Source organism: Streptomyces sp. GQ60 (assembly GCF_059758875.1).
In genome coordinates this window covers 479297-503451 of record NZ_JCAXEG010000005.1, presented here as the reverse complement: position 1 = coordinate 503451, position 24155 = coordinate 479297, and the positions used below count along the sequence as shown (strand labels likewise).

General features: G+C 71.4%; 19 protein-coding genes. 7 read left to right on the top strand and 12 right to left on the bottom strand.

Annotated elements, in window-relative coordinates; translation table 11 throughout:
* The first annotated feature begins 3 nt into the window (after nucleotides 1-3).
* A complete protein-coding gene (locus tag AC6CKD_RS16295; RefSeq protein ID WP_498328045.1) occupies nucleotides 4-477 on the top strand; it encodes a hemerythrin domain-containing protein in 474 nt (157 codons plus the stop codon).
* Nucleotides 478-502: 25 nt separating this feature from the next.
* On the opposite strand, the gene AC6CKD_RS16290 is transcribed toward AC6CKD_RS16295, so the two are convergent.
* Entirely contained in the window at nucleotides 503-721 is a 219-nt protein-coding gene (locus AC6CKD_RS16290; protein ID WP_498328043.1) for a hypothetical protein, read from the bottom strand.
* A 243-nt stretch (nucleotides 722-964) separates the two neighbouring features.
* Here AC6CKD_RS16290 and aroD point away from each other — a divergent pair, with 243 nt between their 5' ends.
* A complete protein-coding gene (aroD, locus tag AC6CKD_RS16285; RefSeq protein WP_498328042.1) occupies nucleotides 965-1702 on the top strand; it encodes a type I 3-dehydroquinate dehydratase in 738 nt (245 codons plus the stop codon).
* A gap of 252 nt (nucleotides 1703-1954) precedes the next feature.
* A complete protein-coding gene (locus AC6CKD_RS16280) occupies nucleotides 1955-4174 on the top strand; it encodes a terpene synthase family protein (protein WP_498328041.1) in 2220 nt (739 codons plus the stop codon).
* Between the two features lie 111 nt (nucleotides 4175-4285).
* Here the strand turns inward: AC6CKD_RS16280 and AC6CKD_RS16275 are convergent, their stop codons facing one another.
* The 6 genes from AC6CKD_RS16275 to AC6CKD_RS16250 all read right to left on the bottom strand — a co-directional run bounded on the left by AC6CKD_RS16275 (nucleotide 4286) and on the right by AC6CKD_RS16250 (nucleotide 12711).
* A complete protein-coding gene (locus AC6CKD_RS16275; RefSeq protein WP_498328040.1) occupies nucleotides 4286-5575 on the bottom strand; it encodes a YncE family protein in 1290 nt (429 codons plus the stop codon).
* Between the two features lie 120 nt (nucleotides 5576-5695).
* On the bottom strand, nucleotides 5696-6859 hold the full coding sequence (locus AC6CKD_RS16270) for an XdhC family protein (RefSeq protein ID WP_498328039.1): 1164 nt from the start codon (nucleotides 6857-6859) through the stop codon (nucleotides 5696-5698).
* A 103-nt stretch (nucleotides 6860-6962) separates the two neighbouring features.
* The gene (locus AC6CKD_RS16265) at nucleotides 6963-8426 is read right to left on the bottom strand and encodes an NCS2 family permease (protein WP_498328038.1); all 1464 of its coding nucleotides are present in this window, start codon (nucleotides 8424-8426) and stop codon (nucleotides 6963-6965) included.
* 369 nt (nucleotides 8427-8795) lie between these two features.
* Nucleotides 8796-11201, bottom strand: coding sequence for a xanthine dehydrogenase family protein molybdopterin-binding subunit (locus tag AC6CKD_RS16260; protein WP_498328037.1), 2406 nt, complete (start codon nucleotides 11199-11201; stop codon nucleotides 8796-8798).
* 2 nt (nucleotides 11202-11203) lie between these two features.
* Nucleotides 11204-11812 (bottom strand): (2Fe-2S)-binding protein, encoded by a 609-nt coding sequence (locus tag AC6CKD_RS16255; protein ID WP_385367681.1) that lies wholly within the window; start codon nucleotides 11810-11812, stop codon nucleotides 11204-11206.
* A 2-nt stretch (nucleotides 11813-11814) separates the two neighbouring features.
* A complete protein-coding gene (locus AC6CKD_RS16250) occupies nucleotides 11815-12711 on the bottom strand; it encodes an FAD binding domain-containing protein (protein WP_498328036.1) in 897 nt (298 codons plus the stop codon).
* A 254-nt stretch (nucleotides 12712-12965) separates the two neighbouring features.
* Here AC6CKD_RS16250 and AC6CKD_RS16245 point away from each other — a divergent pair, with 254 nt between their 5' ends.
* Both AC6CKD_RS16245 and AC6CKD_RS16240 read left to right on the top strand, forming a co-directional pair.
* On the top strand, nucleotides 12966-14645 hold the full coding sequence (locus tag AC6CKD_RS16245) for a PucR family transcriptional regulator (protein WP_498328034.1): 1680 nt from the start codon (nucleotides 12966-12968) through the stop codon (nucleotides 14643-14645).
* Nucleotides 14646-14811: 166 nt separating this feature from the next.
* A complete protein-coding gene (locus AC6CKD_RS16240) occupies nucleotides 14812-15597 on the top strand; it encodes a hypothetical protein (protein ID WP_498328033.1) in 786 nt (261 codons plus the stop codon).
* Nucleotides 15598-16399: 802 nt separating this feature from the next.
* On the opposite strand, the gene AC6CKD_RS16235 is transcribed toward AC6CKD_RS16240, so the two are convergent.
* Entirely contained in the window at nucleotides 16400-17062 is a 663-nt protein-coding gene (locus AC6CKD_RS16235; RefSeq protein WP_498328032.1) for a GntR family transcriptional regulator, read from the bottom strand.
* Nucleotides 17063-17179: 117 nt separating this feature from the next.
* Between AC6CKD_RS16235 and AC6CKD_RS16230 the strand changes: the two genes are divergently transcribed.
* On the top strand, nucleotides 17180-18082 hold the full coding sequence (locus AC6CKD_RS16230; protein ID WP_498328031.1) for a (2Fe-2S)-binding protein: 903 nt from the start codon (nucleotides 17180-17182) through the stop codon (nucleotides 18080-18082).
* Between the two features lie 18 nt (nucleotides 18083-18100).
* On the opposite strand, the gene AC6CKD_RS16225 is transcribed toward AC6CKD_RS16230, so the two are convergent.
* Nucleotides 18101-18490: a VOC family protein gene (locus tag AC6CKD_RS16225; protein ID WP_498328029.1), complete on the bottom strand. Its 390-nt coding sequence runs from the start codon at nucleotides 18488-18490 to the stop codon at nucleotides 18101-18103.
* Nucleotides 18491-18823: 333 nt separating this feature from the next.
* On the opposite strand from AC6CKD_RS16225, the gene AC6CKD_RS16220 reads away from it, so the two are divergent.
* Nucleotides 18824-19891, top strand: a complete 1068-nt coding sequence (locus AC6CKD_RS16220; RefSeq protein ID WP_498328027.1) for a DUF2637 domain-containing protein — start codon at nucleotides 18824-18826, stop codon at nucleotides 19889-19891.
* A 56-nt stretch (nucleotides 19892-19947) separates the two neighbouring features.
* Here AC6CKD_RS16220 and AC6CKD_RS16215 read toward each other — a convergent pair whose 3' ends face one another.
* From AC6CKD_RS16215 to AC6CKD_RS16205, 3 genes are all read right to left on the bottom strand, one after another.
* Nucleotides 19948-20334 carry an ATP-binding protein gene (locus tag AC6CKD_RS16215; RefSeq protein ID WP_498328142.1) on the bottom strand — a complete coding sequence of 129 codons (387 nt, stop codon included), beginning with the start codon at nucleotides 20332-20334 and terminating at the stop codon, nucleotides 19948-19950.
* Between the two features lie 211 nt (nucleotides 20335-20545).
* Nucleotides 20546-22288: a pyruvate dehydrogenase gene (locus AC6CKD_RS16210; RefSeq protein ID WP_498328025.1), complete on the bottom strand. Its 1743-nt coding sequence runs from the start codon at nucleotides 22286-22288 to the stop codon at nucleotides 20546-20548.
* A gap of 66 nt (nucleotides 22289-22354) precedes the next feature.
* On the bottom strand, nucleotides 22355-23227 hold the full coding sequence (locus AC6CKD_RS16205) for a protein phosphatase 2C domain-containing protein (RefSeq protein WP_498328023.1): 873 nt from the start codon (nucleotides 23225-23227) through the stop codon (nucleotides 22355-22357).
* Nucleotides 23228-24155: the final 928 nt, after the last annotated feature.

Genomic DNA, 24155 nt, shown 5'->3' with positions numbered 1-24155 from the left:
CGCATGTGCCATTACTGCGGCTGCCGCGAGATCCCCCTGATCAAGGAGTTCATCGCCGAGCACGAGGCGGTGACCAACGCGGCGGGCGACGCCCTGCGCGCCCTGGACGCGGGGGACCTCCCGAGGGCGCGCGCCCTCGTCGCGGAGATGACGGCCGTCCTGCTCGCCCACTGGAAGGGCGAGGAGGACGGCTTGTTCACCGTCATGCGGCAGGACCCGGAGTACGCCCCGTACATCGCGGACCTGGTCGGGGAACACCGCGAACTGGCGGCGTTCCTCGCCGGCGCCGACCTGGCGGACCCGGCGGACACGGCGGCGCTGCGCGGGGCGGTGGAGGAGCTCCACCGCCACATCGCGAAAGAGGAGGACGGCCTCTTCCCCGCTTCCCTCACCGCCCTGACGGGCGACGACTGGGACCTGTCCATCAAGGCCTGGCGCGCGGCCCATCCCGACGGCGACCTGAGGCCCGCCGGGTAGCGGCCGGGGCGCGCCCGGGGTCCCGCTACTTCGCGGTCTGGTCGAGCGCCACCAGCGCCTGCGCCCAGCGCACGAACTTCAGCCGGCCCAAATCGGCGACCGTCTTCACACCGAAGGCCTCCAGCAGCAGCTCGCCGTCCTTGTCGGTGACCCCCTTGAGCGCGGCCACCGGCGCCGCGAGCACCTCCGCGAGCGGCTTGTCGGCCCACGCCTTGTCCAGCACCTTGTCGAGGTCGATCGCCATGAGTCTCTCTCCCGGAACTCGAAAGTATGAACTGATGACACAAACTTAGAACAATCGGACAAACATCCCGAGGTGCGACACCCGCGCCTTCGCGCCCCGGACACCCACCCGCCCCGGGCCGGACCGGGTGGCGGACCAAGGGACGGGCGGCCCCGCTGACCCCGGGCGATTCCACGTATAATCCGCCCCGTTCACCCTGCACTTCGCGTCGGATATCGGAACCGAAAAGGCTGTGACCAAGAAATGAATTCACTGCGGGCGCTTCTCGACGGCGGGATTCCGCTGGTGGCCGTCAGCTTCGACGACAGCGAGACCGAGCCGCGCGCACACGCCGCGAAGAGCGCCGGCGTCGACGTGGCCGAACTGCGCGTCGACCGGTACGCGGCCACCGACACGGCCCATGTCCTGGCGCAGGTCGACGCGTTCAAGACGCTGCCGGTCCTGGCGACGATCCGGTCCGCCCGCGAAGGCGGCGACTGGAAGGGCACCGAGGCCGAGCGCCTCGAACTGTTCCGCGCGCTCGCCCCCCAGGTCCAGGCCGTGGACATCGAGCTCTCCTCCGGGGAAATCCTCGCCGCCGTGATCGAGGCCGCCCACCGGCACGACACGGTGGCGCTCGTCTCCTATCACAATTTCGAATTCACCCCGGACACCGGGGAACTCCAGACCGTCATCGACGACGCGAAGAGCGCCGGCGCGGATGTGGTCAAGGTGTCCACCATGGTCCGGTCCGAGGAGGACGTACGGCGACTGGCCTCGCTGCTGCTGCGCGCCGGAGCCGACGACACCCGACTGATCGTCATCGCCATGGGCGAGGCCGGAGCGGTCTCGCGCGTCTTCTTCCCCGCCCTCGGGTCGCGGATCACCTACTCCTTCTTCGGCGCCAGCTCCGCCCCGGGCCAGCTCGACTTCCCCGAGACCTTCGGCCTGCTCCGCAAGTTCTACCCGGCGTTCGACGAGCGGAAGTCCGCAGGGGCCTGAGCCACGCGCCGGCCCCGGGACGGGGGAAGCCGTGTGAGGACGGCCTGGCAGGGGGCGCGGGCGGGGGGCGGGGCCGGGAGGAATACACCGCCTCCCCCGCCCCTCTACCGGTCAGCAGTCCCACCCGCCACAGAACGGCTCACACGTCACCTGATGAAGTGAACTCCCCCTTATCCCACCGGCAACACGGGTAGTGCCCTGCTGATCTCGTGATGACCCAACGAGACAGTCAGATGAAAGGCCCACCCTGCCGTGACGCAGCCGTTTCAACTGCCGGATTTCTATGTGCCTTATCCGGCGCGACTGAACCCCCACCTGGAGGACGCCAGGGTCCACACCAAGAAGTGGGCCCGCGACTTCGGGATGCTGGAAGGTTCCGGCGTCTGGGAGGAGAGCGACCTCGACTCGCACGACTACGCCCTGCTCTGCTCGTACACCCACCCCGACTGCGGCAGCGAGGCACTGTCCCTGGTCACCGACTGGTACGTGTGGGTGTTCTTCTTCGACGACCACTTCCTGGAGATGTACAAGCGCTCCCAGGACCGCGCGGGCGCCAAGGCCTACCTCGACCGGCTCGGCGCCTTCATGCCCATGGACCTGGCCGACGGGTTTCCCGAGGCCACCAACCCCGTCGAGGCCGGACTCGCCGACCTGTGGGCCCGTACCGTCCCGGCCATGTCGATGGACTGGCGGGAACGGTTCTCCCTGTCCACCAAGAACCTGCTCGACGAGTCGATGTGGGAACTCGCCAACATCAACATCGGGCGGGTCTCCAACCCCCTCGAATACATCGAGATGCGCCGCAAGGTCGGCGGTGCGCCCTGGTCGGCCGGGCTCATCGAGTACGTCTCCGCGGAGGTCCCGGCCCGCGTCGCGCACTCCCGGCCCCTCGGCGTGCTGCGCGACTCCTTCTCCGACGCCGTGCACATCAGGAACGACATCTTCTCCTACCAGCGCGAGGTCTCCGAGGAGGGCGAACTCTCCAACGCCATCCTCGTGCTGGAGACCTTCCTCGGCTGCACCACCCAGGAGGCCGCCGACGCCTCCAACGACCTCCTCACCTCCCGGCTCCAGCAGTTCGAGCAGACCGCCCTCGCCGAACTCCCCCAGCTCTTCGCCGACCACGCCATGAACCCGGCCGAGATCGCCGCCGTCCTCGCCTACGCCAAGGGGCTCCAGGACTGGCAGTCCGGCGGCCACGAGTGGCACATGGTCTCCAGCCGCTACATGAACAAGGAGGCCCGGGCCACCGCGCCGCTCACCCTGCCGTTCATGCCCTCGGGCCTCGGCACCACCGCCCTCGACCTCCGCTCCATCCTCGCCCCCCGCTCCCTGGAACTGCGCCGGCGCTCCTTCACCCACCTCCCCTTCGAGCGGACCGGCCCGTCCGTCATCCCGGACATCTACATGCCGTTCCCGCTCACCCTCAGCCCGCACCACACCCGCGCGCGCGAGGAATCCGTGGCGTGGGCACGGGAGATGGGACTGCTCCACCCGCAGCCCGGCGACCCCGGCTCCGCGATCTGGAACGAGGAGAAGCTGCGCGGCTACGACTTCGCGCTCTGCTCGGCGGGCATCGACCCCGACGCCGCCCCCGAGTCCCTGACCCTCAACGCCTGCTGGCTGACCTGGGGCACCTACGGGGACGACTACTACCCGGTGGTCTTCGCCCAGTCCAGGAATCCGGCGGCCGCCAAGGCCACGCACGCCCGACTCGTCGCCATGATCCCGGTGGACCATGCCGAACAGGCCGTGCCCGCCACCGCGATGGAGCGCGCCCTCGGCGACCTCTGGGTGCGCACCAGCCTGGGCATGAGCCCCTCGGTGCGCACGGAGTTCCGGGCCACCCTCGTGGACATGCTGGAGAGCTGGCTGTGGGAGGTGGACAACCAGATCCTGAACCGCATCCCGGACCCGGTGGACTACGCCGAGATGCGCCGCCGCACCTTCGGCACCTACCTCACCATGTACCTGTGCCGGCTCGGCCAGGCGGGCCGGGGCATCCCCGAGGAGATCTACTCCTCCGGCACCATCCGCTCCCTGGAGAACGCCGCCGCCGACGCCGCGTGCCTGATGAACGACGTCTTCTCGTACCAGAAGGAGGTGGAGGTCGAGGGCGAGGTGCACAACTACGTGCTCGTCACCCGCAACTTCTTCGACATCGGCTACGAGGAGGCGCTGCACATCTGCCACTCGCTGATGACGCAGCGCACCGAGGAGTTCGAGCACGTCATCGCCACCCAGCTGCCCCTGCTCTACGAGGACTGGAAGCTGGACGCCGGAGCCCGAGCCGGACTCGACGCGTACGTCGGCGAGTTGAAGGACTGGCTGGCCGGAATCCTCAACTGGCACCAGAAGGTGAAGCGTTACCGCGAGGAGGACCTGCACCGGCTGGGCGACGGGATCTCCACCGGCGTTCTGGGCCCCTCCTTCGGCATGTCGGCGGCGCGCATCGGTCTGCCCACCGGCTGAGCACGGACCTCCCGGCCGGCCTGCCGGGGCGGTCCGCCCGCCCCGGACCACCGGAAGCGGACTTCCCGACAAGGGCAAGTAGGGGGCGGGAACCCGCCGGCCGGCCCGGGGTCAGCGCGCCGCGGGACCCGTCCAGTCCGCCGGTACGTGCCCGAGGCGGATCCGCTGCGGGTGGTCCCCGACGGGTACCGACACCCGCCTGGCGCCCGTGGCGAAGTCGATGGCCGTGACCCGGTCGGCGGCGCTCTCGGAGATCACGCAGCCGGAGCCGTCGCCGTCGACGGTGGCCCAGTAGGGCTTGGCGGCGGGCACGAGGGGCCCCTGCTCCAGGGTGGCCCGGTCGACGACGGTCACGTAGTCGTCCATGGTCCCCGCCACGCACAGTTTGGCGCCGTCGGGGCTCATGGACATGCCGTGGTGCCGGGAGTCGTTGACCCAGGTGGTGCGGTCGGTGCTGGTTGCGGGGTTCTCGGGGAGGGTCTTGATCCGGGTGATCCGGTCGGACGCCACGTCGTACTCGACGAAGCCGTTGAAGAACGACACCTGGAAGTACAGCTTCGACTCGTCCGGGGCGAAGGACATGGGCCGTACCGCGTCGGACAGGTCGGAGCGCCCGAAGGCGTCGAGGCGGGCCCGCATGTCGATGACCCGGACCGGGCGGAGGGTCTGCGCGTCGGAGACCGTGATCCTGCGGTCGCCCTTCGTCCAGTCCAGCCAGGGCGCGTCGAGGGCGGAGGTCACGTCACCGATGGAGCTGTTCCACAGGAAGCGCCCGTCCCGGGTGAAGGCGTTCTCGTGCGGCTTGTCGCCGGTGGTGAAGGAGCCGGCCTGGCGGCCGCTGGCCATGTCGAGGACGTGCACGGTGTTGGCGGTGGAGGCCGAGACCGCCACGCGCGTGCCGTCCGGGGAGACCGCCATGTGGTCGGCCCGGTAACCGGCCACGGGGAAGCGCCAGTTGATCCGGCCGGTGCGGACGTCGATGGAGACGACGTCGGCGAAGCTGGGGCGGGAGGCGACGACGGCGGAGCCGTCCGGGGTGGTGTACATGTCGTCCACGAACTGGTCGTGGCCCTCGCCCGCGGTGGCCCGGACGCCCAGGAAGTAGGCGAGTTTCACCGGGTTGAGGTAGATCTCCCGGAGCCGCTCCTCCTTGTCGGGGATCATGTTGATCCTGCCCACCTTGGCCAGGTCCCCGGTGGAGGCAAGGACGTCGGCGGTGCCCTCCCAGTTGTTGCCCACGAACAGGACCTCGCGCGGGCCCGGCCCGGCGGACCCGGCGCCCCCCGGGATTCCGGCGCCCGCCGCGGGCGCGGGACCCGCCCCGAGGGCGGCCAGCGCCAGCGCGGCCACGGCCGCCATGGCCGGCAGGGCGCGACGGTTACTCGATCGGCTGGCAGACATCCGGTCAACTCCGTTACGGGGAGACTCTGTTACCGGCCGGTAAAATAGGCCCCACAGCGAAAGGGCGCAACCCCCACGGGGTTGCGCCCTTTCCACACCGCGCTAAAGCTCGTCACCTCTTCAAGCGACGGAACCGATCCTGCTGATCACCGTGTTCGCGACGTCCGGGTGGATCGGGATGTGCGCGCCGGTCAGGGCCGCGCCGGTGCCGCCGCGCCGGTTGGCGACGATCTCGGCGGCGATGGACAGCGCGGTCTCCTCCGGGGAGCGGGCGCCGAGGTCCAGGCCGATCGGGGAGCGCAGCCGGGCCAGTTCGAGCTCGGTCACGCCGACCTCGCGGAGCCGCTTGTTGCGGTCCTCGTGGGTGCGGCGGGAGCCCATGGCGCCGACGTAGGCGACGGGAAGTTTGAGGGCCAGTTCGAGGAGCGGGACATCGAACTTGGCGTCGTGCGTGAGGACGCACAGGACCGTCCGGCCGTCGACCGCGTCGGCGGAGGACTGCTCCTCCAGGTAGCGGTGCGGCCAGTCGACCACGATCTCGTCCGCCTCGGGGAAACGCTTCTTCGTGGCGAACACGGGCCGGGCGTCGCACAGCGTCACCCGGTAGCCGAGGAACTTGCCGATCCGCACCAGGGCGGAGGCGAAGTCGATGGCCCCGAAGACGATCATCCGGGGCGGCGGAACACTGGACTCGACCAGCACCTTGAGCGGCTCTCCGCAGAGGCGGCCGTCGGCGCCGATCTCCAGTACGCCGGTCTTGCCGGCGTCGAGCATGGCCCGCGCCTCGTCGGCGATGGCCCGGTCCAGCTCGGGGTGGCCGCCGAACCCGCCCTCGTAGGAGCCTTCGCCCCGGACGAGTACGGCACGGCCCATGAGCTCGGCCGGGCCCTCGGCGATCCGGGCGAGCGCCGCCGCCTCCCCACGGGCGGCGGCCGCCAGCGAGGCCGCGAACACCTCCCGCGCGGGAGAGCCCACGGGGACCGGGGTCACGAGGATGTCGATGATTCCGCCGCAGGTCAGACCGACGGCGAAGGCATCGTCATCGCTGTAGCCGAAGCGCTCCTGGACGGTCTCGCCGTCCTCCAGCGCCTGCTGGCACAGCTCGTAGACCGCACCCTCCACACATCCACCGGAGACCGAACCGATGGCCGTGCCGTCACTGTCGACGGCGAGGGCCGCTCCGGGCTGCCTGGGTGCGCTCCCGCCGACCGCCACGACGGTGGCGACGGCGAAATCGCGCCCCTGCTCGACCCACCGGTTCAGTTCTTCGGCGATATCCAGCATGGGGGCCTCCTCGGAGGGGTTCAGATTCCAGTATCGGATACGTGGAGGGTGCGGTCGTGCGCTGTGGATCGGGTCCGTTCAGACCTGGTCAGGTCCGGCCGGATCAGCCGACGCCGAGCCAGCTCTCGATCGGGTGGAGGGCGAAGAAGACCAGGAAGATTCCGGTCAGCGCCCACATGAAGGCGCCGATCTCACGGGCCTTGCCCTGAGCGACCTTGATGGCGACGAAGGAGATGACACCCGCGGCGACACCGGCGGTGATCGAGTACGTGAAGGGCATGATCACGACGGTCAGGAAGACCGGGATCGCGGTCGCGCTGTCGGCCCAGTCCACGTGGCGGGCGTTCTGCATCATCATCGCGCCGATGACGACGAGGGCCGCGGAGGCGACCTCACCCGGGACGATCTGGGTGATCGGGGTGAAGAAGAGGCAGGCGGCGAAGAAGAGACCGGTGACGACGGAGGCGAGACCTGTGCGGGCACCCTCTCCGACGCCGGTCGCGGACTCGACGAACACGGTCTGGCCGGAGCCGCCCGCGACACCACCGATGGCGCCACCGGCACCGTCGATGAACAGGGCCTTTGACAGACCCGGCATGCGGCCCTTGTCGTCGGCGAGCTTGGCCTCGGTGCCGACGCCGATGATGGTGGCCATCGCGTCGAAGAAGCCGGCGAGCACCAGGGTGAAGACGATCATGCCGACCGTCATGTAGCCGACGTCGCCCCAGCCGCCGAAGGAGACGTCACCGAAGAGCGAGAAGTCCGGCATCGAGATCGCGGAGCCGCTGAGCTCCGGCGCACCGTTCTTCCAGGCCTTCGGGTCGATGTCCACGATGGCGTTGAGGATCGCGGCGAGCACGGTGCCGCCGACGATGCCGATCAGGATCGCGCCGGGCACCTTGCGGGCCTGGAGCATGAAGATGGCGATCAGGGTGACCGCGAAGAGCATGACGGGCCAGCCGGAGAGCTCACCGGTCGCGCCGAGCTGGACGGGGGGCATGAACTCCCCGCCGTTGCCGACGAAGCCCGCCTTCACGAAGCCGATCAGGGCGACGAAGAGGCCGATGCCCATGGTGATGGCGTGCTTGAGCGCGAGGGGTATCGCGTTCATGATCATCTCGCGGAGGCCGGTGACGACCAGGAGACAGATCACGACGCCGTAGACCACGCACATGCCCATGGCCTGCGGCCAGGTCATCTGGGGGGCCACCTGAGAGGCCAGCACGCCGGACACGGAGAGGCCGGCGGCGAGCGCGAGCGGGACCTTGCCGACGAATCCCATGAGGAGCGTCGTGACGGCCGCGGCGAACGCCGTGGCGGTGATGATCGCCGAGGCGGCCATCGTGGTGCCCGCGACGTCCTTGCCCGAAAGGAGCAGGGGGTTCAGCAGGAGGATGTAGGCCATGGCCATGAAGGTCGTGATACCGCCACGAACTTCGTTGCCGACCTTGGAACCGCGCTTGCTGATGTGAAAGTACCGGTCGAGCCAAGACTGACCAGCGGGGGTCGGAGAGCCGTCTCCGGCCTCCTCCGCACTGGTCTTGGGCTCCACAGAGGACTGGGTCATGGTGCCTAACTCCCAAGGTTCAAAGGGGCACCCGCATAAAGATTGGAGACACGGGATTTGGGAAAACGCGTTTGGCTGCACGACCCGGGGTGACGGCCCGAGGCGACGCAAAAGGTGCACTGCGTGTACTGCGGGTACTGCGTGGGTTCTGCGGTACGGCTGGTACTGCTGGTGACACCGGGGGTAGGTGGTGTGACCGGGGGTGATATCGGGGTGCTTCCGGTGAAAACCTGACCGCGAGCGGTGCGGTGCTGATGACTCCGGACTTCGTGCTCCGGGCGGTGCGGCTGGAAGTGTGACGTTCCCGTGTCACACCGCCCGGAAATCTGGGGGGGTCCGGGGGCCTCGCGGCCCCCGGACCACGCCGTCCTAGAGGGTGCCGGTGAGCAGTTCCGGACGGATCGGCGTCTTGTTGATCTCCAGACCGGTCGCCGCCCGGATCGCCGCGATGACGGCCGGGGTGGACGAGAGGGTCGGGGCCTCGCCCATGCCGCGCAGGCCGTACGGGGCCTTCGGGTCGGCGAGCTCCAGGACGTCGACCGGGATGGTCGGGGTGTCGAGGATGGTCGGGATCAGGTAGTCCGTGAAGGAGGGGTTGCGCACCTTCGCGGTCTTCGGGTCCACGATGATCTCTTCCATGATCGCGACGCCCAGGCCCTGGGTGGTACCACCCTGGATCTGGCCGACCACGGAAAGCATGTTCAGGGCCTTGCCGACGTCCTGGGCGGTCGCCAGCTCGACGACCTTGACGAGGCCGAGCTCGGTGTCCACCTCGACGACCGCGCGGTGCGCGGCGAAGGTGTACTGGACGTGGCCGTTGCCCTGGCCGGTGACCAGGTCGAAGGGCTCGGTCGCGGCGTGGCGGAACTCGAGCTCGATGTCGATCGCGTCCTCGCCCTCCAGGATGTCGGCGAGGTCCGCGAGGACCTCTCCGCCATCGGTGACGACCTTGCCGCCTTCGAGGAGCAGCTCGGCGGTCGCCCACGCGGGGTGGTACGAGCCGTTCTTGCGCCGGCCGATCTCCAGGACCGCCTCGCGGACGGCCTCACAGGTGTTCTTCACCGCGCCACCGGTCATGTACGTCTGCCGCGAGGCGGACGTGGAACCGGCGGAGCCGACCTGGGTGTCGGCCGGGTGGATGGTCACCTGCGTGACACCCAGCTCGGTACGGGCGATCTGCGCGTGGACGGTGATGCCGCCCTGGCCGACCTCCGCCATGGCCGTGTGGACCATCGCGACGGGCTCGCCGTTGATGACCTCGAGGGTCACGCGGGCGGTGGAGTAGTCGTCGAAGCCCTCGGAGAAGCCGACGTTCTTGATGCCGACGGCGTAGCCGACGCCGCGGACGACGCCTTCACCGTGGGTGGTGTTCGACAGACCACCGGGCAGCGCGCGGACGTCCGCGTTCTCGCCGGCGGACTCCCACTGGCGCTCCGGCGGCAGCGGACGGGCCTTGACCCGGCGCAGCAGCTCGGCGACGGGCGCCGGAGCGTCCACGACCTGGCCGGTGGGCATGATCGTGCCCTGCTCCATGGCGTTGAGCTGGCGGAACTCCACCGGGTCCATGCCCAGCTTCGCCGCGAGCTTGTCCATCTGGGCCTCGTAGGCGAAGCAGGCCTGGACGGCGCCGAATCCGCGCATCGCGCCACAGGGCGGGTTGTTCGTGTAGAGCGCGATCGCCTCGATGTCCACGTCCTCCAGGACGTACGGACCGACCGAGAGGGAGGAGGCGTTGCCCACGACCGCCGGGGAAGCGGACGCGTACGCGCCGCCGTCCAGGACGATCTTGCACTTCATGTGCGTGAGCTTGCCGTCCTTGGTGGCGCCGTGCTCGTAGTACAGCTTCGCCGGGTGACGGTGCACGTGGCCGAAGAAGGACTCGAAGCGGTTGTAGACGATCTTGACCGGCTTGTTCGTGGCCAGGGCCAGGAGGCAGGCGTGGATCTGCATCGAGATGTCTTCGCGGCCACCGAACGCGCCGCCGACGCCCGAGAGCGTCATGCGGACCTTCTCCGGCGGCAGGCCCAGGACCGGGGCGATCTGCTGGAGGTCCGAGTGCAGCCACTGGGTGGCGACGTACAGCTCGACTCCGCCGTCCTCGGACGGTACGGCCAGGCCGGACTCCGGGCCGAGGAAGGCCTGGTCCTGCATGCCGAAGGTGTACTCGCCCTCGACGATGACGTCGGCGCGCTTGCGGGCCTCTTCCACGTTGCCGCGGATGATCGGCTGGCGGTGCACGATGTTCGGGTGCGGGACGTGACCGATGTGGTGGTCGTCACGGCCCTCGTGGATCAGCGGCGCGCCCTCGGCGAGGGCGGAGGCCTCGTCCGTGACGAGCGGCAGCTCACGGTAGTCGATCTTGATCTTGGCGGCCGCGCGGCGGGCGGTTTCCGGGTGGTCGGCGGCCACGAGGGCGACCGGCTCACCGTGGTGACGGACCCGGCCGTTGGCGAGAACCGGGGTGTCCTGGATCTCCAGGCCGTAGTTCTTCATCTCGGCCGGCAGGTCGTCGTACGTCAGCACCGAGTAGACGCCCGGCATCGCCAGGGCCTCGGAGATGTCGATCGAGACGATCTCGGCGTGGGCGACGGTGCTGCGGAGCGTCTGGCCCCACAGCATGTCCTCGTGCCACATGTCCGAGGAGTACGCGAACTCACCGGTCACCTTGAGGGTGCCGTCCGGGCGCAGCGTGGACTCGCCGATGCCGCCCTTGGTGTGCTTCTGCGTGACGTTGGTCGGCGTACCCGCCGGAACCGTGCGCGTGTTCTGGGCCATGGTCAGACCGCCTCAGACTGACGGGCGGCCGCGAGGCGGACCGCGTCGAGGATCTTCTCGTAGCCCGTGCAGCGGCAGAGGTTGCCGGACAGGGACTCACGGATGTCCTGGTCGGACGGGGAGGGGTTCTCCTCCAGCAGCGCGTCGGCCTGGACCAGGAGGCCCGGGGTGCAGAAACCGCACTGGACGGCGCCGGCGTCGATGAACGCCTGCTGGATGGTGGAGAGCTCGACGCCCTCGCCGGTCTGCGAGTCGCCCGGCTTGGCCTGCCACTGCTTGGCCGCGTCCAGGGAGACGCCGCCCTTGCTGCCGCAGCCGCCGCCGGTGCCACAGGCACCGCCGTGGCCGTGCTCGTCGCGCTGCTTGGCGAACTCCGCCAGGCCCTCGACGGTCACGACGTCGCGGCCCTCGACCTGACCGGCCGCGACCAGACAGGAACAGACCGGCACGCCGTCGAGACGGACGGTGCAGGAACCGCACTCGCCCTGCTCACAGGCGTTCTTCGAACCGGGCAGGCCCAGGCGCTCGCGCAGGACGTAGAGAAGGGACTCGCCCTCCCAGACGTCGTCGGCTTCCTGCGGACGGCCGTTGACAGTGAAATTGACGCGCATGATTACGCAGCCCCTTCAAGCGAGCGGCCGTTGTTCGAACCGCGGTACTGCTCCCACGTCCAGACGAGCTGGCGGCGAGCCATGATGCCGACCGCGTGGCGGCGGTACTTCGCCGTGCCGCGGACGTCGTCGATCGGGTTGGCCGCGCCGGAGGCGAGGTCACCGAACTGCTTGGCGATCGACGGGGTGATGACCTTGCCGGACTCCCAGAAGCCGCCCTCTTCGAGCGCGGCGCCCAGGAACTCCTCGGCGGCCTTCGCCCGGATCGGGGTCGGCGCGGCCGAACCGATACCGGTACGGACCGTCCGGGTCTCGGGGTGCAGCGCCAGGCCGAACGCGCAGACGGCGATGACCATCGCGTTGCGGGAGCCGACCTTGGAGTACTGCTGGGGGCCGTCCGCCTTCTTGACGTGGACGGTCTTGATGAGCTCGTCGGCGGCCAGCGCGTTGCGCTTGACGCCGGTGTAGAACTCGTCGATCGGGATCAGGCGGGACCCGCGTACGGACTCCACCTCGACCTCGGCGCCCGCCGCGAGCAGCGCGGGGTGGGAGTCGCCGGCCGGCGAGGCGCAACCGAGGTTGCCGCCGACACCGCCGCGGTTACGGATCTGCGGGGACGCGACCGTGTGCGAGGCGAGCGCGAGTCCCGGAAGCTCCGTGCGGAGGTTCTCCATGATCTGCGCGTACGGGACGGAGGCGCCCAGACGTACCACGTCCTCGCCGACCTCCCACTCCCGCAGGAGACCGATGCGGTTCAGGTCCAGGAGGTACTCCGGCCGACGGTGGTCGAAGTTGATCTCGACCATCACATCGGTGCCACCCGCAATCGGCACAGCTGTGGGGAACTCGGCCTTAGCGGCGAGCGCCTCCTCCCAGCTGGCGGGGCGAAGGAAGTCCATGTGCGGCTCTCTTCTTCTTCATCGTGTCGTTCACTTCAAGCCAGGAGGCCGTTGGGCCCTCGACTGGTCGTTCACGTGCTGTTAACGCGGTGTGGACTCAGTACACCGGCCGTCCGTCCCCCGGGTGCAGTCACCGAAACCATGAAGGAGTTGGCTGGGGACCTCCCTCGTCTTGTAGATTCGTATGAAAGGCAGGATGCGACGACCTGCCCGATTTCCAACGGCAACATTCGAGACAGATCGGCGGCGACATCATGCGGCTGCGCGCACTGCTGGAAACCGAGGCGCTGGGGCTGCGGCTGCTGGGCGGCGAGGAAGAACTCGACCGGACGGTCCGCGGGGTCATGACGACCGACCTGAGGGATCCCAGCCGATACCTATCCGGAGGGGAGCTAGTCCTCACTGGCCTGGCATGGAGACGAAATTCAGCCGACTCCGAGCCGTTCGTACGAATCCTCGCGAGCGCCGGCGTGGCCGGGCTCGCGGCCGGCGAGGCCGAACTGGGTGACATTCCCGACGATCTCGTCTCGGCGTGTCTGCGCAACCGACTGCCGTTGTTCGCCGTAAACGAAGACGTTGCATTCGCCACCATCACCGAGTACGTGGTGCGGCAGGTGTCGGGAGAGCGTGCCGGGGACCTCGCGGCCGTCGTGGACCGCCACCGGCGGCTCATGACCTCCGGTCCGGCCGGTGGCGGACCCGATGTGGTGCTCGATCTGCTCACCACGGACCTCGATCTCCGGGCCTGGGTGCTCGCGCCCACCGGCCGGCAGATCGCCGGGGCGGGCGAGCCGCTGGCGCCGGGCATCTGCTCGGCACTGGCGAGCGAGCACCTCGCGGCGGTCCGGACGGGCCGCAGGGGTCCGCACCGGATCTCCCTCCAGGGTATGACGTACTCGCTCTTCCCGATCAGGGGACACGGGCGCGGCCCCGCAGGTCCGGCGGCCCGGGACGTCCGCGAGAGCGTGCTCTCCGACTGGCTGCTGGCCGTCGAGGCCGACGCCGGCGACTGGCCGGCCGAGCGGCTCGACCTGCTCCAGGGCGTCACCCAGCTCATCGCGGTCGAGCGGGACCGCCGCGACGCGGCCCGTACGGTGCGCCGCCGGCTGGCCCAGGAGGTGCTGGAGCTGGTCCAGACGGGCGCCCCGCCCGCCGAGATCGCCGCCCGCCTGCGGGTGGCCGCGCCGGTGCTCCTGCCCGGGCTGGGCACCGCCCCGCACTGGCAGGTCGTCGTGGCCCGGGTGGACTGGGACGGCGGCGACATCGCCGGCGGCCCCGTCGCCCAGTCGCTGCTGGAGGAGATCCTCGTAGACCCGTCGGTCTCCGGCCCGGAACCCTCCGACCGGATCGCCGTCGCGCACGCCGGGGACGAGGCGATCGCCCTCGTACCGCTGCCCGCCCCCGCGGGCGAGCCCGGCGAGGAGAAGGGCCCCGACACCGCCCTGCACGCGGAAACGCTGCTCGCGGCCGTACGGGACCCCCTGGCGGCCGGACTCGCCGACGACGGCCGGCTCACCCTCGGCGTCAGCGCGGCCGTGTCCTCCGCCGAGGGGCTCCGCGGGGCCCTGGAGGAGGCCCGGCACGCCCGCCGGGTCGCCGCGGCCCGCCCGGGCCGGGTCTGCGCGGCCGGCCACCACGAGCTGGCCTCGCACGTCCTGCTGCTCCCGTTCGTCCCGGACGACGTCCGCCGCGCCTTCACGGCCCGGCTGCTCGACCCGCTGCGGGACTACGACCGCCGCCACCGGGCGGAGCTCATCCCCACGCTCGAAGCCTTCCTGGACTGCGACGGTTCCTGGACCCGCTGTGCGACGCGGCTGCACCTCCACGTCAACACGCTGAGGTACCGGGTCGGGCGAATCGAGCAGTTGACGGGGCGGGATCTTTCCCGACTGGAGGACAAGCTCGACTTCTTCCTGGCACTGCGGATGAGCTGAGAAGATCCACCGTCTGACCGGCGGGGGGCCGGCCGGGGGCGACTGATGATCCGTCCGGACTTTGTGAAAGAGTTCACCCGACCCCTTGGCCGAACCTGTAGATCCGTGCTCTCATTTCGCCCCAGGGCTCGACGACGTGCTGCTTGGTTGCTTTGGGGAGGGCAATGTGGCGGATACCGCCATGTCCAGTGCCGGAACTATCGGGGGAGACGACCCCCTCCAGCGGGCGATATGGCGGCTGCGCTCGCGCGGCTGTTGGACCGACGCGGCGGCCCTGCTGACGCCGCACCTGCACGATGCCGGAGCCGCCGTCCAGCGGACCGGTCTCCTGGTCGAGCGCTGCCTGTTCACCGGGCAGGGCTGGGCCGAAGCGGAGGACGCGCTGCGGGTGGCCGAAGCGGTCTCCCAGGACGACGACGACCGGGGAGCGGCCGCCTGCGAGCGGGGCCACCTGGCGTACGCGGCGACCGTACTGGGCGTACGCGACCGCGCCGACGAGGCCCGCTCGGCGCTCGGCCGGGCGGCGGCGCTGCTGTCCCCGGGGTCGCGCACCCGGCCACTGCTGGACTTCCGGCGGGGCCTGGTCGCGGAGCACCTGGCGGACGCGCCTTCGTCGGCGCTGCCCGCGTACCGGCGGGCCCACGCGGGCGCCCTCGCCCACGGCGACACCCTCCTGCTCTCCTTCACCTGGCGGCACCTGGCGGCGCTGGCCCTGCGGGACGGGGAGGTCGCCGAGGCCCGCAAGGGCTTCGCGGAGTCCCTCCGCATCCGGGAGGACCTGGGCTTCCTGGTCGGCACGGCCCCGGCGCTGGCGGCCCTGGCCGAAGCCGAACCCGAACCGGAGGCCACCCGCCTCCGCGCGGAGGCCCGCCGCCTGTTCCACCTCCTGGGCGGCATCCCCACCTGGCTGGCGGACCAACTCCACCCGGCGGCGACGCCTAACCCTTCTTAACGCGAAGCTCGCACCGCTGCGCGGGGCACCTTTTCGACGCACCCCTCGCGCGGTGCGGCCCTGGCGGGCCTCCCCGGCTTCGCGCCGCTGCGCCGGGCACCTTTTCGACGCGCCCCTCGCACGGCGCGGCCCTGGCGGGCCTCCCCGGCTTCGCGCCGCTGCGCCTGACTCCGTCCGGCGGTGGCCGGGCGGGGTGCTCGCCACCGCCGTCCCGGCGTTTGGCCCGGTGGGCGGGTGCGGGTGGGGCGGCCCTGCGGGGCGAAGTCCCCTACCCACCCTTCCACCGGCTCCGCCCGGACCCGCGCCTCAAACGCCGGCGAGGCTGAAGAGGCCACCGGGCTCTGCCCTGCCTCGGTCCTCAAGCGCCGGCGGGCTGGGGAGGCCACAACGCTGGCCGGGCCGGAAAGGGGCCCCGGGCTGCGCCCGGACCCCCTGGGGCTCCGCCCCAGACCCCGGTCCTCAAACGCCGGACGGCTGAAATGGGGCGCCTTAAATCGGCCGGAAAGGGCAATCCCCGGCCGATTTAAGGCGCCCCATCCGGGGCTGAATGTCCCCGTCGGGAGCTGAATATCCCCGCCCGGGGCTGAATGTCCCCCCGGCCCGGGTCGGGATCTGGCCGCCGGGCCGGGGACGGGGGCGGGGTGGGGTGTTGGCCGGGACGTAAAGCGTGATTTGTGGCGCAGAAGAAGCCCGAGGTATCGAAGCGGAACACAGGGCGCCTACATCATGCAGTCCAGGCCGACACCCCACCCCGCCCCCGGCACCGGCCCCACCCGCAGCCAAGCCCCACCCCGCGCAGGGGTCAGCAGTACGTGAAGTGGGTGTGGATCAGGGACTCCGCCGCCGGGAGGTCGCCCCTCGACAGGGCGGCCAGGACCGCCACGTGCTGCGCCGCGTCCGCGACGAGGTCCGTCCGGCGGATGCGGCGCGGCCCCGGCAGGGGCCACTGGGAGCGCCGGTGGAGGTCCTCCGCCACCAGCAGGAGCTGGCCGTTGCCCGCCAGCGCGAGCACCGCACGGTGAAACGCCCGGTCCGCGTCGGCGTACCGCGCCGGATCACCCGCGGCGGCCGCCTCCACCGTCTCGGCCGCCGCAGGCGCCAGCGCGGCCCAGGCCCCCGCCGGCACCGTACGGGCCAGCCGCAGCATCACCGGGACTTCGAGCAGCGCCCTGACCTCGGCCAGCTCCGCCAGCTCCCCCGGGGTCCGGGTCAGGACCCGGAAGCCCCGGTTCGGGAGGCACTCGACGACCCCCTCCAGCGCCAGCTGCTGCATCGCCTCGCGCACGGGCGTCGCGGAGACCCCGAACCGCTCCCCCAGCACCGGCCCCGAGTAGATCTCCCCCGGCGCCAGCTCGCCCGCGACCAGCGCCGCCCGCAGGGCGTCGAGGATCTGCCCGCGCACGGAGTGGCGTACCACCTTGCGGTCCTGCTGTTCCGGTACCCGGGCTCGGGCCGTATCGCGCACTCGGTCCTCCCACGGGTTTCGACCTGCCCCCGAAGAATAGCCGGGCTTCCCACACCCGACACAGATCAGGTAAGGTAAGGCTTACCTGTTAACGATCGCGTGATTCGGTGGTTCGCCATGACCGTCACGGCCGTCGCGCCCACCGAGGGCAGCGCCCGCTCCGCCCGCTCCGTAAGCCGCGCAAGCACCCCCGCCCCGACCGGCTCTCCGGTGGCGGACGCCTACGCCCGGCTGACCGGGGCCTACGGCGGACTGCGCGTCACCGAGCTCGCCCCGCACGAACCCTCCCCTCGCGGTGTGGGGTGGGTCGGTGCGGACGAGCTCGCGGCGGGCGGCGAGGCCCTGGAGACGTTCCTCGCCTGGGACGAAGCGCAGATACTCCGCGACTACGGGCGCCCGGGTCGACCCGACGTGGTGGCGGGGTTCGGGCTGCACCGGTACGCCTGGGAGGCCTGCCTGCTGTTCACGGCCCCCTGGTTCCTGGACCGGCGCGTGCCGCTCCTGCCCCCGGAGGCCGTGTCCTTCCACCGGACCGACGGCCGGATGGCCGTCCGCGTCCACTCCTTCGCCTGCCTGCCGGACGACCCGGCGGCCGCGCTCCCCGGGGCCCGGGTCGTGCCCGACGAGGACGCGCTGCGCGCAGAGGTACGGGCCGCGGTGGCCCAGCACCTCGAACCGCTCGTGGTGGGCTTCGGCCCCCGGACGCGGCGCGGGCGGCGCGCCCTGTGGGGCATGGTGACCGACGACGTGGTCGAGAGCCTCTGGTACGTGGGCAACCTGCTCGGCGAGGCCGAGGAGCAGCGGGCGATGCGCGAGCTGGACCGGCTCTTCCCCGGCGCGACCGCCCCGTACACCGGCGGCGCGGGCTTCCGCACCCTCGAAGCCCCGGACGGCCGGGAGCTGCCCACCCGCGACCGGGCGAGCTGCTGCTTCTTCTACACGATCCGCCCCGACGACACCTGCGTCACCTGCCCGCGCACCTGCGACGAGGACCGCGTCGCCCGCCTGACGGCCGCCTGACCGTCGGCTGACCGTCGGCTACGGCGCCAGGGTGCGCAGGACGCAGAACTCGTTGCCCTCGGGGTCGGCCATGACCACCCAGCCGCGGTCCGGGCCCTGGCCCACGTCCGCCCTCGTGGCGCCGAGGCCGAGCAGCCTGGTCACCTCGTCCGCGGTGCCGCAGTCGATCGGACTGACATCGAGGTGCAGGCGGTTCTTCACGGCCTTGCCCTCGGGCACCCGGACGAACACCAGGGTGGGCGGCATGTGACGGGCCCGGACGTCCTCGACGGTCGGCACCCAGGAGCCGATCTCGACCATGTCCTCGCGCCGCTCGATCACCTTGAAGTCCAGAACCTCGGACCAGAAGGCCGCGAGCCGCTCCGGATCGTGACAGTCGACGCTCAACTCGGTGAACCTGCTCGTCATGAATCTCCTAGACGGTGCGGACCGCCGGCAGCCACGTCGGCGCCGACGGTCGGCCAGTGTCACCCACCCGGACGTACGGCCGCCACCGAGTTTGCGCGCCGCCGCCTCCGCCGCCTCAACCCACCCGTCCGGCTGACGGAAATCGAACTCAACCCGCCTCGCACGAGCGGGAGTTCGAGCCGCAACACCCTATCCGGCGGGCTCCGCCCCCCGTTGGCGTCCACTTGCCCCGAAACCCGCGTGTACGGCTCACCGCCTGCGCCACTATGGCGCCCGGAAAGCCGCACAGGCCACAACCCGAACAGCCGCATACGCGAGGCAAGGGACAACCGCATGAGACTGACCGACATATCGCTGGACTGGCTGCTGCCCGGCAGCCTGCTGATCCTGGGCGTACTTGCGGCAGTGGCGGTACTGGCCCGGGGCAAGCGCGAAGGCGAGAAGGCCGGGGTGGCCGAGGACAGCTGGGAGCGCAGCGAGGAGCGGCGGCGGCGCAAGGAAGCCATCTACGGGACCGCCTCCTACGTCCTGCTCTTCTGCTGCGCGGCGGTCGCCGCGGCGCTCTCCTTCCACGGGCTGGTCGGCTTCGGCCGGCAGAACCTCAACCTCACCGGGGGATGGGAGTACCTGGTTCCCTTCGGTCTCGACGGCGCCGCCATGTTCTGTTCGGTGCTCGCCGTCCGCGAGGCCAGCCACGGCGACGCGGCCCTCGGGTCGCGCATGCTGGTCTGGCTGTTCGCGGGCGCCGCCGCCTGGTTCAACTGGGTGCACGCCCCGCGCGGACTCGGCCACGACGGGGCTCCGCAGTTCTTCTCCGGCATGTCGCTCTCGGCGGCCGTGCTCTTCGACCGCGCGCTGAAGCAGACCCGCCGGGCCGCACTGCGCGAACAGGGCCTGATTCCGCGGCCGCTGCCGCAGATCCGGATGGTCCGCTGGCTGCGGGCGCCCCGGGAGACCTTCGGCGCGTGGTCGCTGATGCTGCTGGAGGGGGTCCGCACGCTCGACGAGGCCGTGGACGAGGTGCGCGAGGACAAGAAGGAGAAGGAGCAGGACCGGCTCCGCAGGCGGGAGCAACACCGCCTGGACCGGGCCCACATCAAGGCGCTCGGCCGGCAGAACCGGGCGTTCGGGCGGATGGCCCGCGCCCGTCAGGTCGAGGTGCCGGGGCTGGCTCCCGGAGCGGGCTCCGCGCCGGTCGGCGCGGAGCCGGCCATAGTGGAAGCCGGACAGCTGCCCCTACGGCGCCGGCCCTCCCTGCAGGCCGTGAGCGGAACCGAACCCGCCGACCCGGCCCTCGGCCCCCGGACGGTGGACCTCACCGCCGAGGACGACACCCAGACGCTCCCCCGGCTCGACTCTCTGGAACGCAAACTGAAGGACCTGGAGCAGCAGTTCGGCTGATCTGACGACGGGCGCAGGCCCGTCCGGGATCCGCGCCGCGGGGTCCGCCCGATCACTCAGGCGGGCCCCGCCTCCTTCGCTCCGTCGAGTTCGAACCACACCACCTTGCCGCCGCCCAGCGCCAGTCCGAGCGCGTCCACGCCCCAGGCGTCGGCGAGCGACTGCAGCAGCACCAGTCCCCTGCCGTGCGTACCGTCGTCGGCGGACGGTACGTGCGGCCGGGGCCGGCGGGCGGCGTAGTCGCGGACCTCCACCCGCAGCCGGTCGGCGGCGAGCGTCGCGGAGACCTCGGCGCCCTGATCGGTGTGGACGAGGGCGTTGGTGACGAGCTCGGTGATCAGCAGCTCGGCCACCTCGGCGGCCTCCGCCCGGCACCTGTGGCGCATCAACTCCCGTAAGTCCCTGCGGACTTCTCCCACCGCTTTGAGATCGGCCCGCCGCACGCTCCGGGTGATCCCCGGACCGTCCACCGCCGTCCCGTCCCCGGCCGACGGTTCGCGCGGCACCGGCCGCCCTCCCCGCCACGTCTTCCCGGCCTTCGCCCCCACCCGCACGGCGATGTACCTCCCGCATGTCCCCCGCTACCCGACGGCCCGTCGGTCGAACAGGCCTACGGGATGCATGCCCCCCGAGGGAATCCGCACGCATTCGGGCTCAAGGGCGCGGCACGTTCCGGAGGTTGGAACGCGCCATCTGGATCATCCGGCCCACCCCGCCGTCCAGCACGATCTTGCTGGCCGAAAGTGCGAATCCGGTCACCATCTCAGCGCTGATCTTCGGCGGAATGGACAGCGCGTTGGGGTCCGTGACCACGTCCACCAGAGCGGGTCCCTTGTGCTTGAAAGCATCCCTCAAAGCCGCTGTGAGCTGCTTCGGCTTCTCCACCCGGACCCCGTACGCGCCCGCCGCGCGGGCGATCGCCGCGAAGTCGGGGTTCTTGTTCGTCGTTCCGTACGAAGGGAGGCCGGAAACCAGCATCTCCAACTCGACCATTCCGAGCGATGAGTTGTTGAAGAGGACCACTTTGACGGGGAGGTCGTACTGCACCAGGGTGAGGAAATCTCCCATCAGCATGGAGAAGCCGCCGTCGCCCGACATCGACACCACTTGACGTCCGCGATCGGTGAACTGTGCGCCGATGGCCTGCGGAAGGGCGTTGGCCATGGAGCCGTGGCTGAAGGATCCGATGATGCGGCGCTTCCCGTTCGGGGAAAGATAGCGCGCCGCCCATACGTTGCACATGCCCGTGTCCACGGTGAAGACGGCGTCCTCGTCGGCCAGTTCGTCGAGGACCGCGGCCACGTACTCCGGGTGGATGGGCGTGCGCTTCTCCACCTTGCGCGTGTAGGCCTTCACCACCCCTTCCAGGGCGTCCGCGTGCTTCTTCAGCATCCGGTCGAGGAACCGGCGGTCGGTCTTGGCCTTCACCCGGGAGTTCAGCGCGCGCAGGGTCTCGCGCACGTCGCCCCAGACCGCGAGGTCCAGCTTGGAGCGGCGGCCGAGGTGTTCGGGCCGGATGTCCACCTGGACGATCTTGACGTCGTCGGGGAGGAAGGCGTTGTACGGGAAGTCCGTGCCGAGCAGGATCAGCAGATCGCACTCGTGGGTGGCCTCGTAGGCCGCGCCGTAGCCGAGCAGCCCGCTCATGCCGACGTCGTACGGATTGTCGTACTGGATCCGTTCCTTGCCCCGCAGGGCGTGCCCGATGGGTGCCTTGACGCGGCCGGCGAACTCCATGACTTCGGCGTGCGCTCCGGCGGTGCCGCTGCCGCAGAACAAGGTGACCCGGTCGGCCTCGTCGATGAGCCGGACCAGCTTGTCGATCTCCCCGTCGCCGGGCCGTACGGTCGGCCGCGCGGTCACGAGCGCGTGCTCGATGCTCTGCTCCGGTGCGGGCTGGGAGGCGATGTCCCCGGGCAGGGAGACCACGCTGACCCCGCCGCGCCCGATGGCGTGCTGGACGGCGCTCTGGAGCACCCGGGGCATCTGGCGCGGGTTGGAGATCAGCTCGCTGTAGTGGCTGCACTCGGTGAACAGCCGGTCGGGGTGGGTCTCCTGGAAGTAGCCGAGGCCGATCTCGGAGGAGGGGATGTGGGAGGCCAGCGCGAGGACCGGGGCCATCGAGCGGTGGGCGTCGTAGAGCCCGTTGATCAGGTGGAGGTTGCCGGGGCCGCAGGAGCCCGCGCACGCGGCGAGGGTGCCGGTGATCTGGGCCTCGGCGCCGGCCGCGAAGGCGGCGGTCTCCTCGTGGCGCACCTGGATCCACTCGATGCCGCCGGTGCGGCGGATCGCGTCGACGACGGGGTTGAGGCTGTCCCCGACGACTCCGTACATCCGGCGCACTCCGGCGCGCACGAGAATGTCGATGAATTGCTCCGCCACGTTCTGCTTGGCCATGGAGGGGGCGCCCTTTCCGGTTCGGCTCTGCCGTATGCGCCTTCCATCCACGCATGAACCGCCGGGTTACGCCTCCCAGACCGCGGCGGCCGTCCGGTCGTCGGCGTACCCCTTGAGGCGGAGCTGGGTGTCCGCGAGGAAGGCGGCGAGGCCCGGCGGGGGTGCGTCGGCCCAGCGGGCGGCGAGCTCGGCGGAGAGCGGTTCCTCCTCGCGCATCGGGTCCGCGAGCCCGCCGGAGCACAGGAGCAGGGTGTCGCCGGGGCGGGCCACGGAGGCCCTGAAGCGGAAGCGGAATCCGGCGGGGTCGGCGGGTGGGGCGTGCGCCGGGGCAGGTGCCGGGGCGGGCTCCTCCAGGTCCCGCCACTGCCCGTCCCTGAGCCGGAACAGGCCGCCCGCGCCCGCGCCGAAGCAGACCCGGGTGCGGCAGCCGGGGTCGACCGGCAGCAGCAGTCCGCGCAGCCCGGCCGTGTAGCCGTCCTCCGGGAGCCCCCGTTCCGCGGCGCGGGCGCGCAGCTGCCCGTAGCCGCGGTCGGTGAGCCGCTGGAGCCCGGAGCGCAGGGCTTCGCGGCGGCCGTCCCGGATGTCCTGCGACAGCCGCTCCTGGCTCCGCCCGACGGCTCCCGCGACGGAGCGGCACACCTCGGCGGCGGCCTCGGCGGCCCCGGGCGCGGCCCGGTCCCCGCCGGCGAGCACGACCAGGACCAGCGCGTCGGGGCCGGTGCCGAAGCGGGCGGTGAGCAGGAAGTCCCGCCGGGCCTCGCCCCGGAACCGCGCGGAGTCCCCGCGCACGGAGGTGGCGCGCAGGGTGTAGCCGCCGTACTGGGCGCCCTCCAGCACGGTGTCGGGGGTCAGCGCGTCGAGCCCGGCCGGGTCGGCGGCGGGCAGCGCGATGGGCTCCGCGGCGTAGGTGGGCGGCCGGTCCCCCAGGTGGGCGACCACGGGCCGCGGCACCCCCGAGACCCCGGAACCCCGGGCACCGCCCCCGACTCCCCGCCCGGCTTCCGAGCCGGCCTCCCGACCGGCGTCCTCCTTCCCGACCCCGCCGCCCTGCGCGCCGGGCCTCGCCCCGGCATCGGAACCCGCCCCGAGGCCGCCGCCGGAACCCCCCTCGAACGCGGAAGCGTCCCCCCAGCCCGACCCGGACCCGGGATGGGCCCCGAGGGCGAAGCCGGTCCCGGCGTCGAGGCCGTAGCCGGGGACTGGGCCGCCAGGGCCAGGGACGGCAGGCCCAGGGCGTGGGCTGAAGCCAGGGACGGAGCCGGAGCCCGGACCGGCCCCGGAGGGAAGGTCAGTCCCGGGGCCGGCGCCGGACCCAGGAGTGGCGGCAGTGACCGAACCTGGACCTGAGCCGGGGCCAACGCCGGACCCGAAACCAGACCCAACCGTCGAACCGGTACCGAGACCAGACCCGGGCACAGCGCCGGAACCGGAAGCCGGGCCGGATCCGGAGCCGAGGCCGGGGCCGGGTCCAAGGCCGGAGCCTGAGCCGGAGCCGGAGCCGAGGCCGGAGCCAGAGCCGAGGCCGGAGCCAGAGCCAGAGCCGTAGCCAGAGCCAGAGCCGGAGCCAGAGCCGAGGCCGGATCCGGAGCCCGAGCCGAGGCCGGGGCCGGAGCCCGAGCCCGAGCCGAGGCCGGGGCCGGAGCCCGAGCCGGATCCGGAGCCGAGGCCGGATCCGGAGCCCGAGCCCGAGCCGGAGCCGGAGCCCGAGCCCGAGCCCGAGCCCGAGCCGGAGCCCGAGCCCGAGCCCGAGCCGGAGCCCGAGGCCGAGCCGGAGCCGAGGGCGGAGCCAGAGCCGAGGGCGGAGCCAGAGCCGGAGCCCGAGCCAGAGCCCGCGCCCGCGCCCGAGCCGAGGCCTTGGCTAGAGCCG

Bases quoted from the DNA above. Each gene is read 5' to 3' on its own strand.
- AC6CKD_RS16275 (WP_498328040.1), bottom strand. From the start codon at position 5,575: ATGTCTGCCAGCCGATCGAGTAACCGTCGCGCCCTGCCGGCCATGGCG.
- AC6CKD_RS16270 (WP_498328039.1), bottom strand. From the start codon at position 6,859: ATGCTGGATATCGCCGAAGAACTGAACCGGTGGGTCGAGCAGGGGCGC.
- AC6CKD_RS16245 (WP_498328034.1), top strand. From the start codon at position 12,966: ATGCGGCTGCGCGCACTGCTGGAAACCGAGGCGCTGGGGCTGCGGCTG.
- AC6CKD_RS16225 (WP_498328029.1), bottom strand. From the start codon at position 18,490: ATGACGAGCAGGTTCACCGAGTTGAGCGTCGACTGTCACGATCCGGAG.
- AC6CKD_RS16290 (WP_498328043.1), bottom strand. From the start codon at position 721: ATGGCGATCGACCTCGACAAGGTGCTGGACAAGGCGTGGGCCGACAAG.
- AC6CKD_RS16295 (WP_498328045.1), top strand. From the start codon at position 4: ATGTGCCATTACTGCGGCTGCCGCGAGATCCCCCTGATCAAGGAGTTC.
- AC6CKD_RS16210 (WP_498328025.1), bottom strand. From the start codon at position 22,288: ATGGCCAAGCAGAACGTGGCGGAGCAATTCATCGACATTCTCGTGCGC.
- AC6CKD_RS16250 (WP_498328036.1), bottom strand. From the start codon at position 12,711: ATGGACTTCCTTCGCCCCGCCAGCTGGGAGGAGGCGCTCGCCGCTAAG.
- aroD (WP_498328042.1), top strand. From the start codon at position 965: ATGAATTCACTGCGGGCGCTTCTCGACGGCGGGATTCCGCTGGTGGCC.
- AC6CKD_RS16230 (WP_498328031.1), top strand. From the start codon at position 17,180: ATGACCGTCACGGCCGTCGCGCCCACCGAGGGCAGCGCCCGCTCCGCC.
- AC6CKD_RS16265 (WP_498328038.1), bottom strand. From the start codon at position 8,426: ATGACCCAGTCCTCTGTGGAGCCCAAGACCAGTGCGGAGGAGGCCGGA.
- AC6CKD_RS16220 (WP_498328027.1), top strand. From the start codon at position 18,824: ATGAGACTGACCGACATATCGCTGGACTGGCTGCTGCCCGGCAGCCTG.
- AC6CKD_RS16255 (WP_385367681.1), bottom strand. From the start codon at position 11,812: ATGCGCGTCAATTTCACTGTCAACGGCCGTCCGCAGGAAGCCGACGAC.
- AC6CKD_RS16260 (WP_498328037.1), bottom strand. From the start codon at position 11,201: ATGGCCCAGAACACGCGCACGGTTCCGGCGGGTACGCCGACCAACGTC.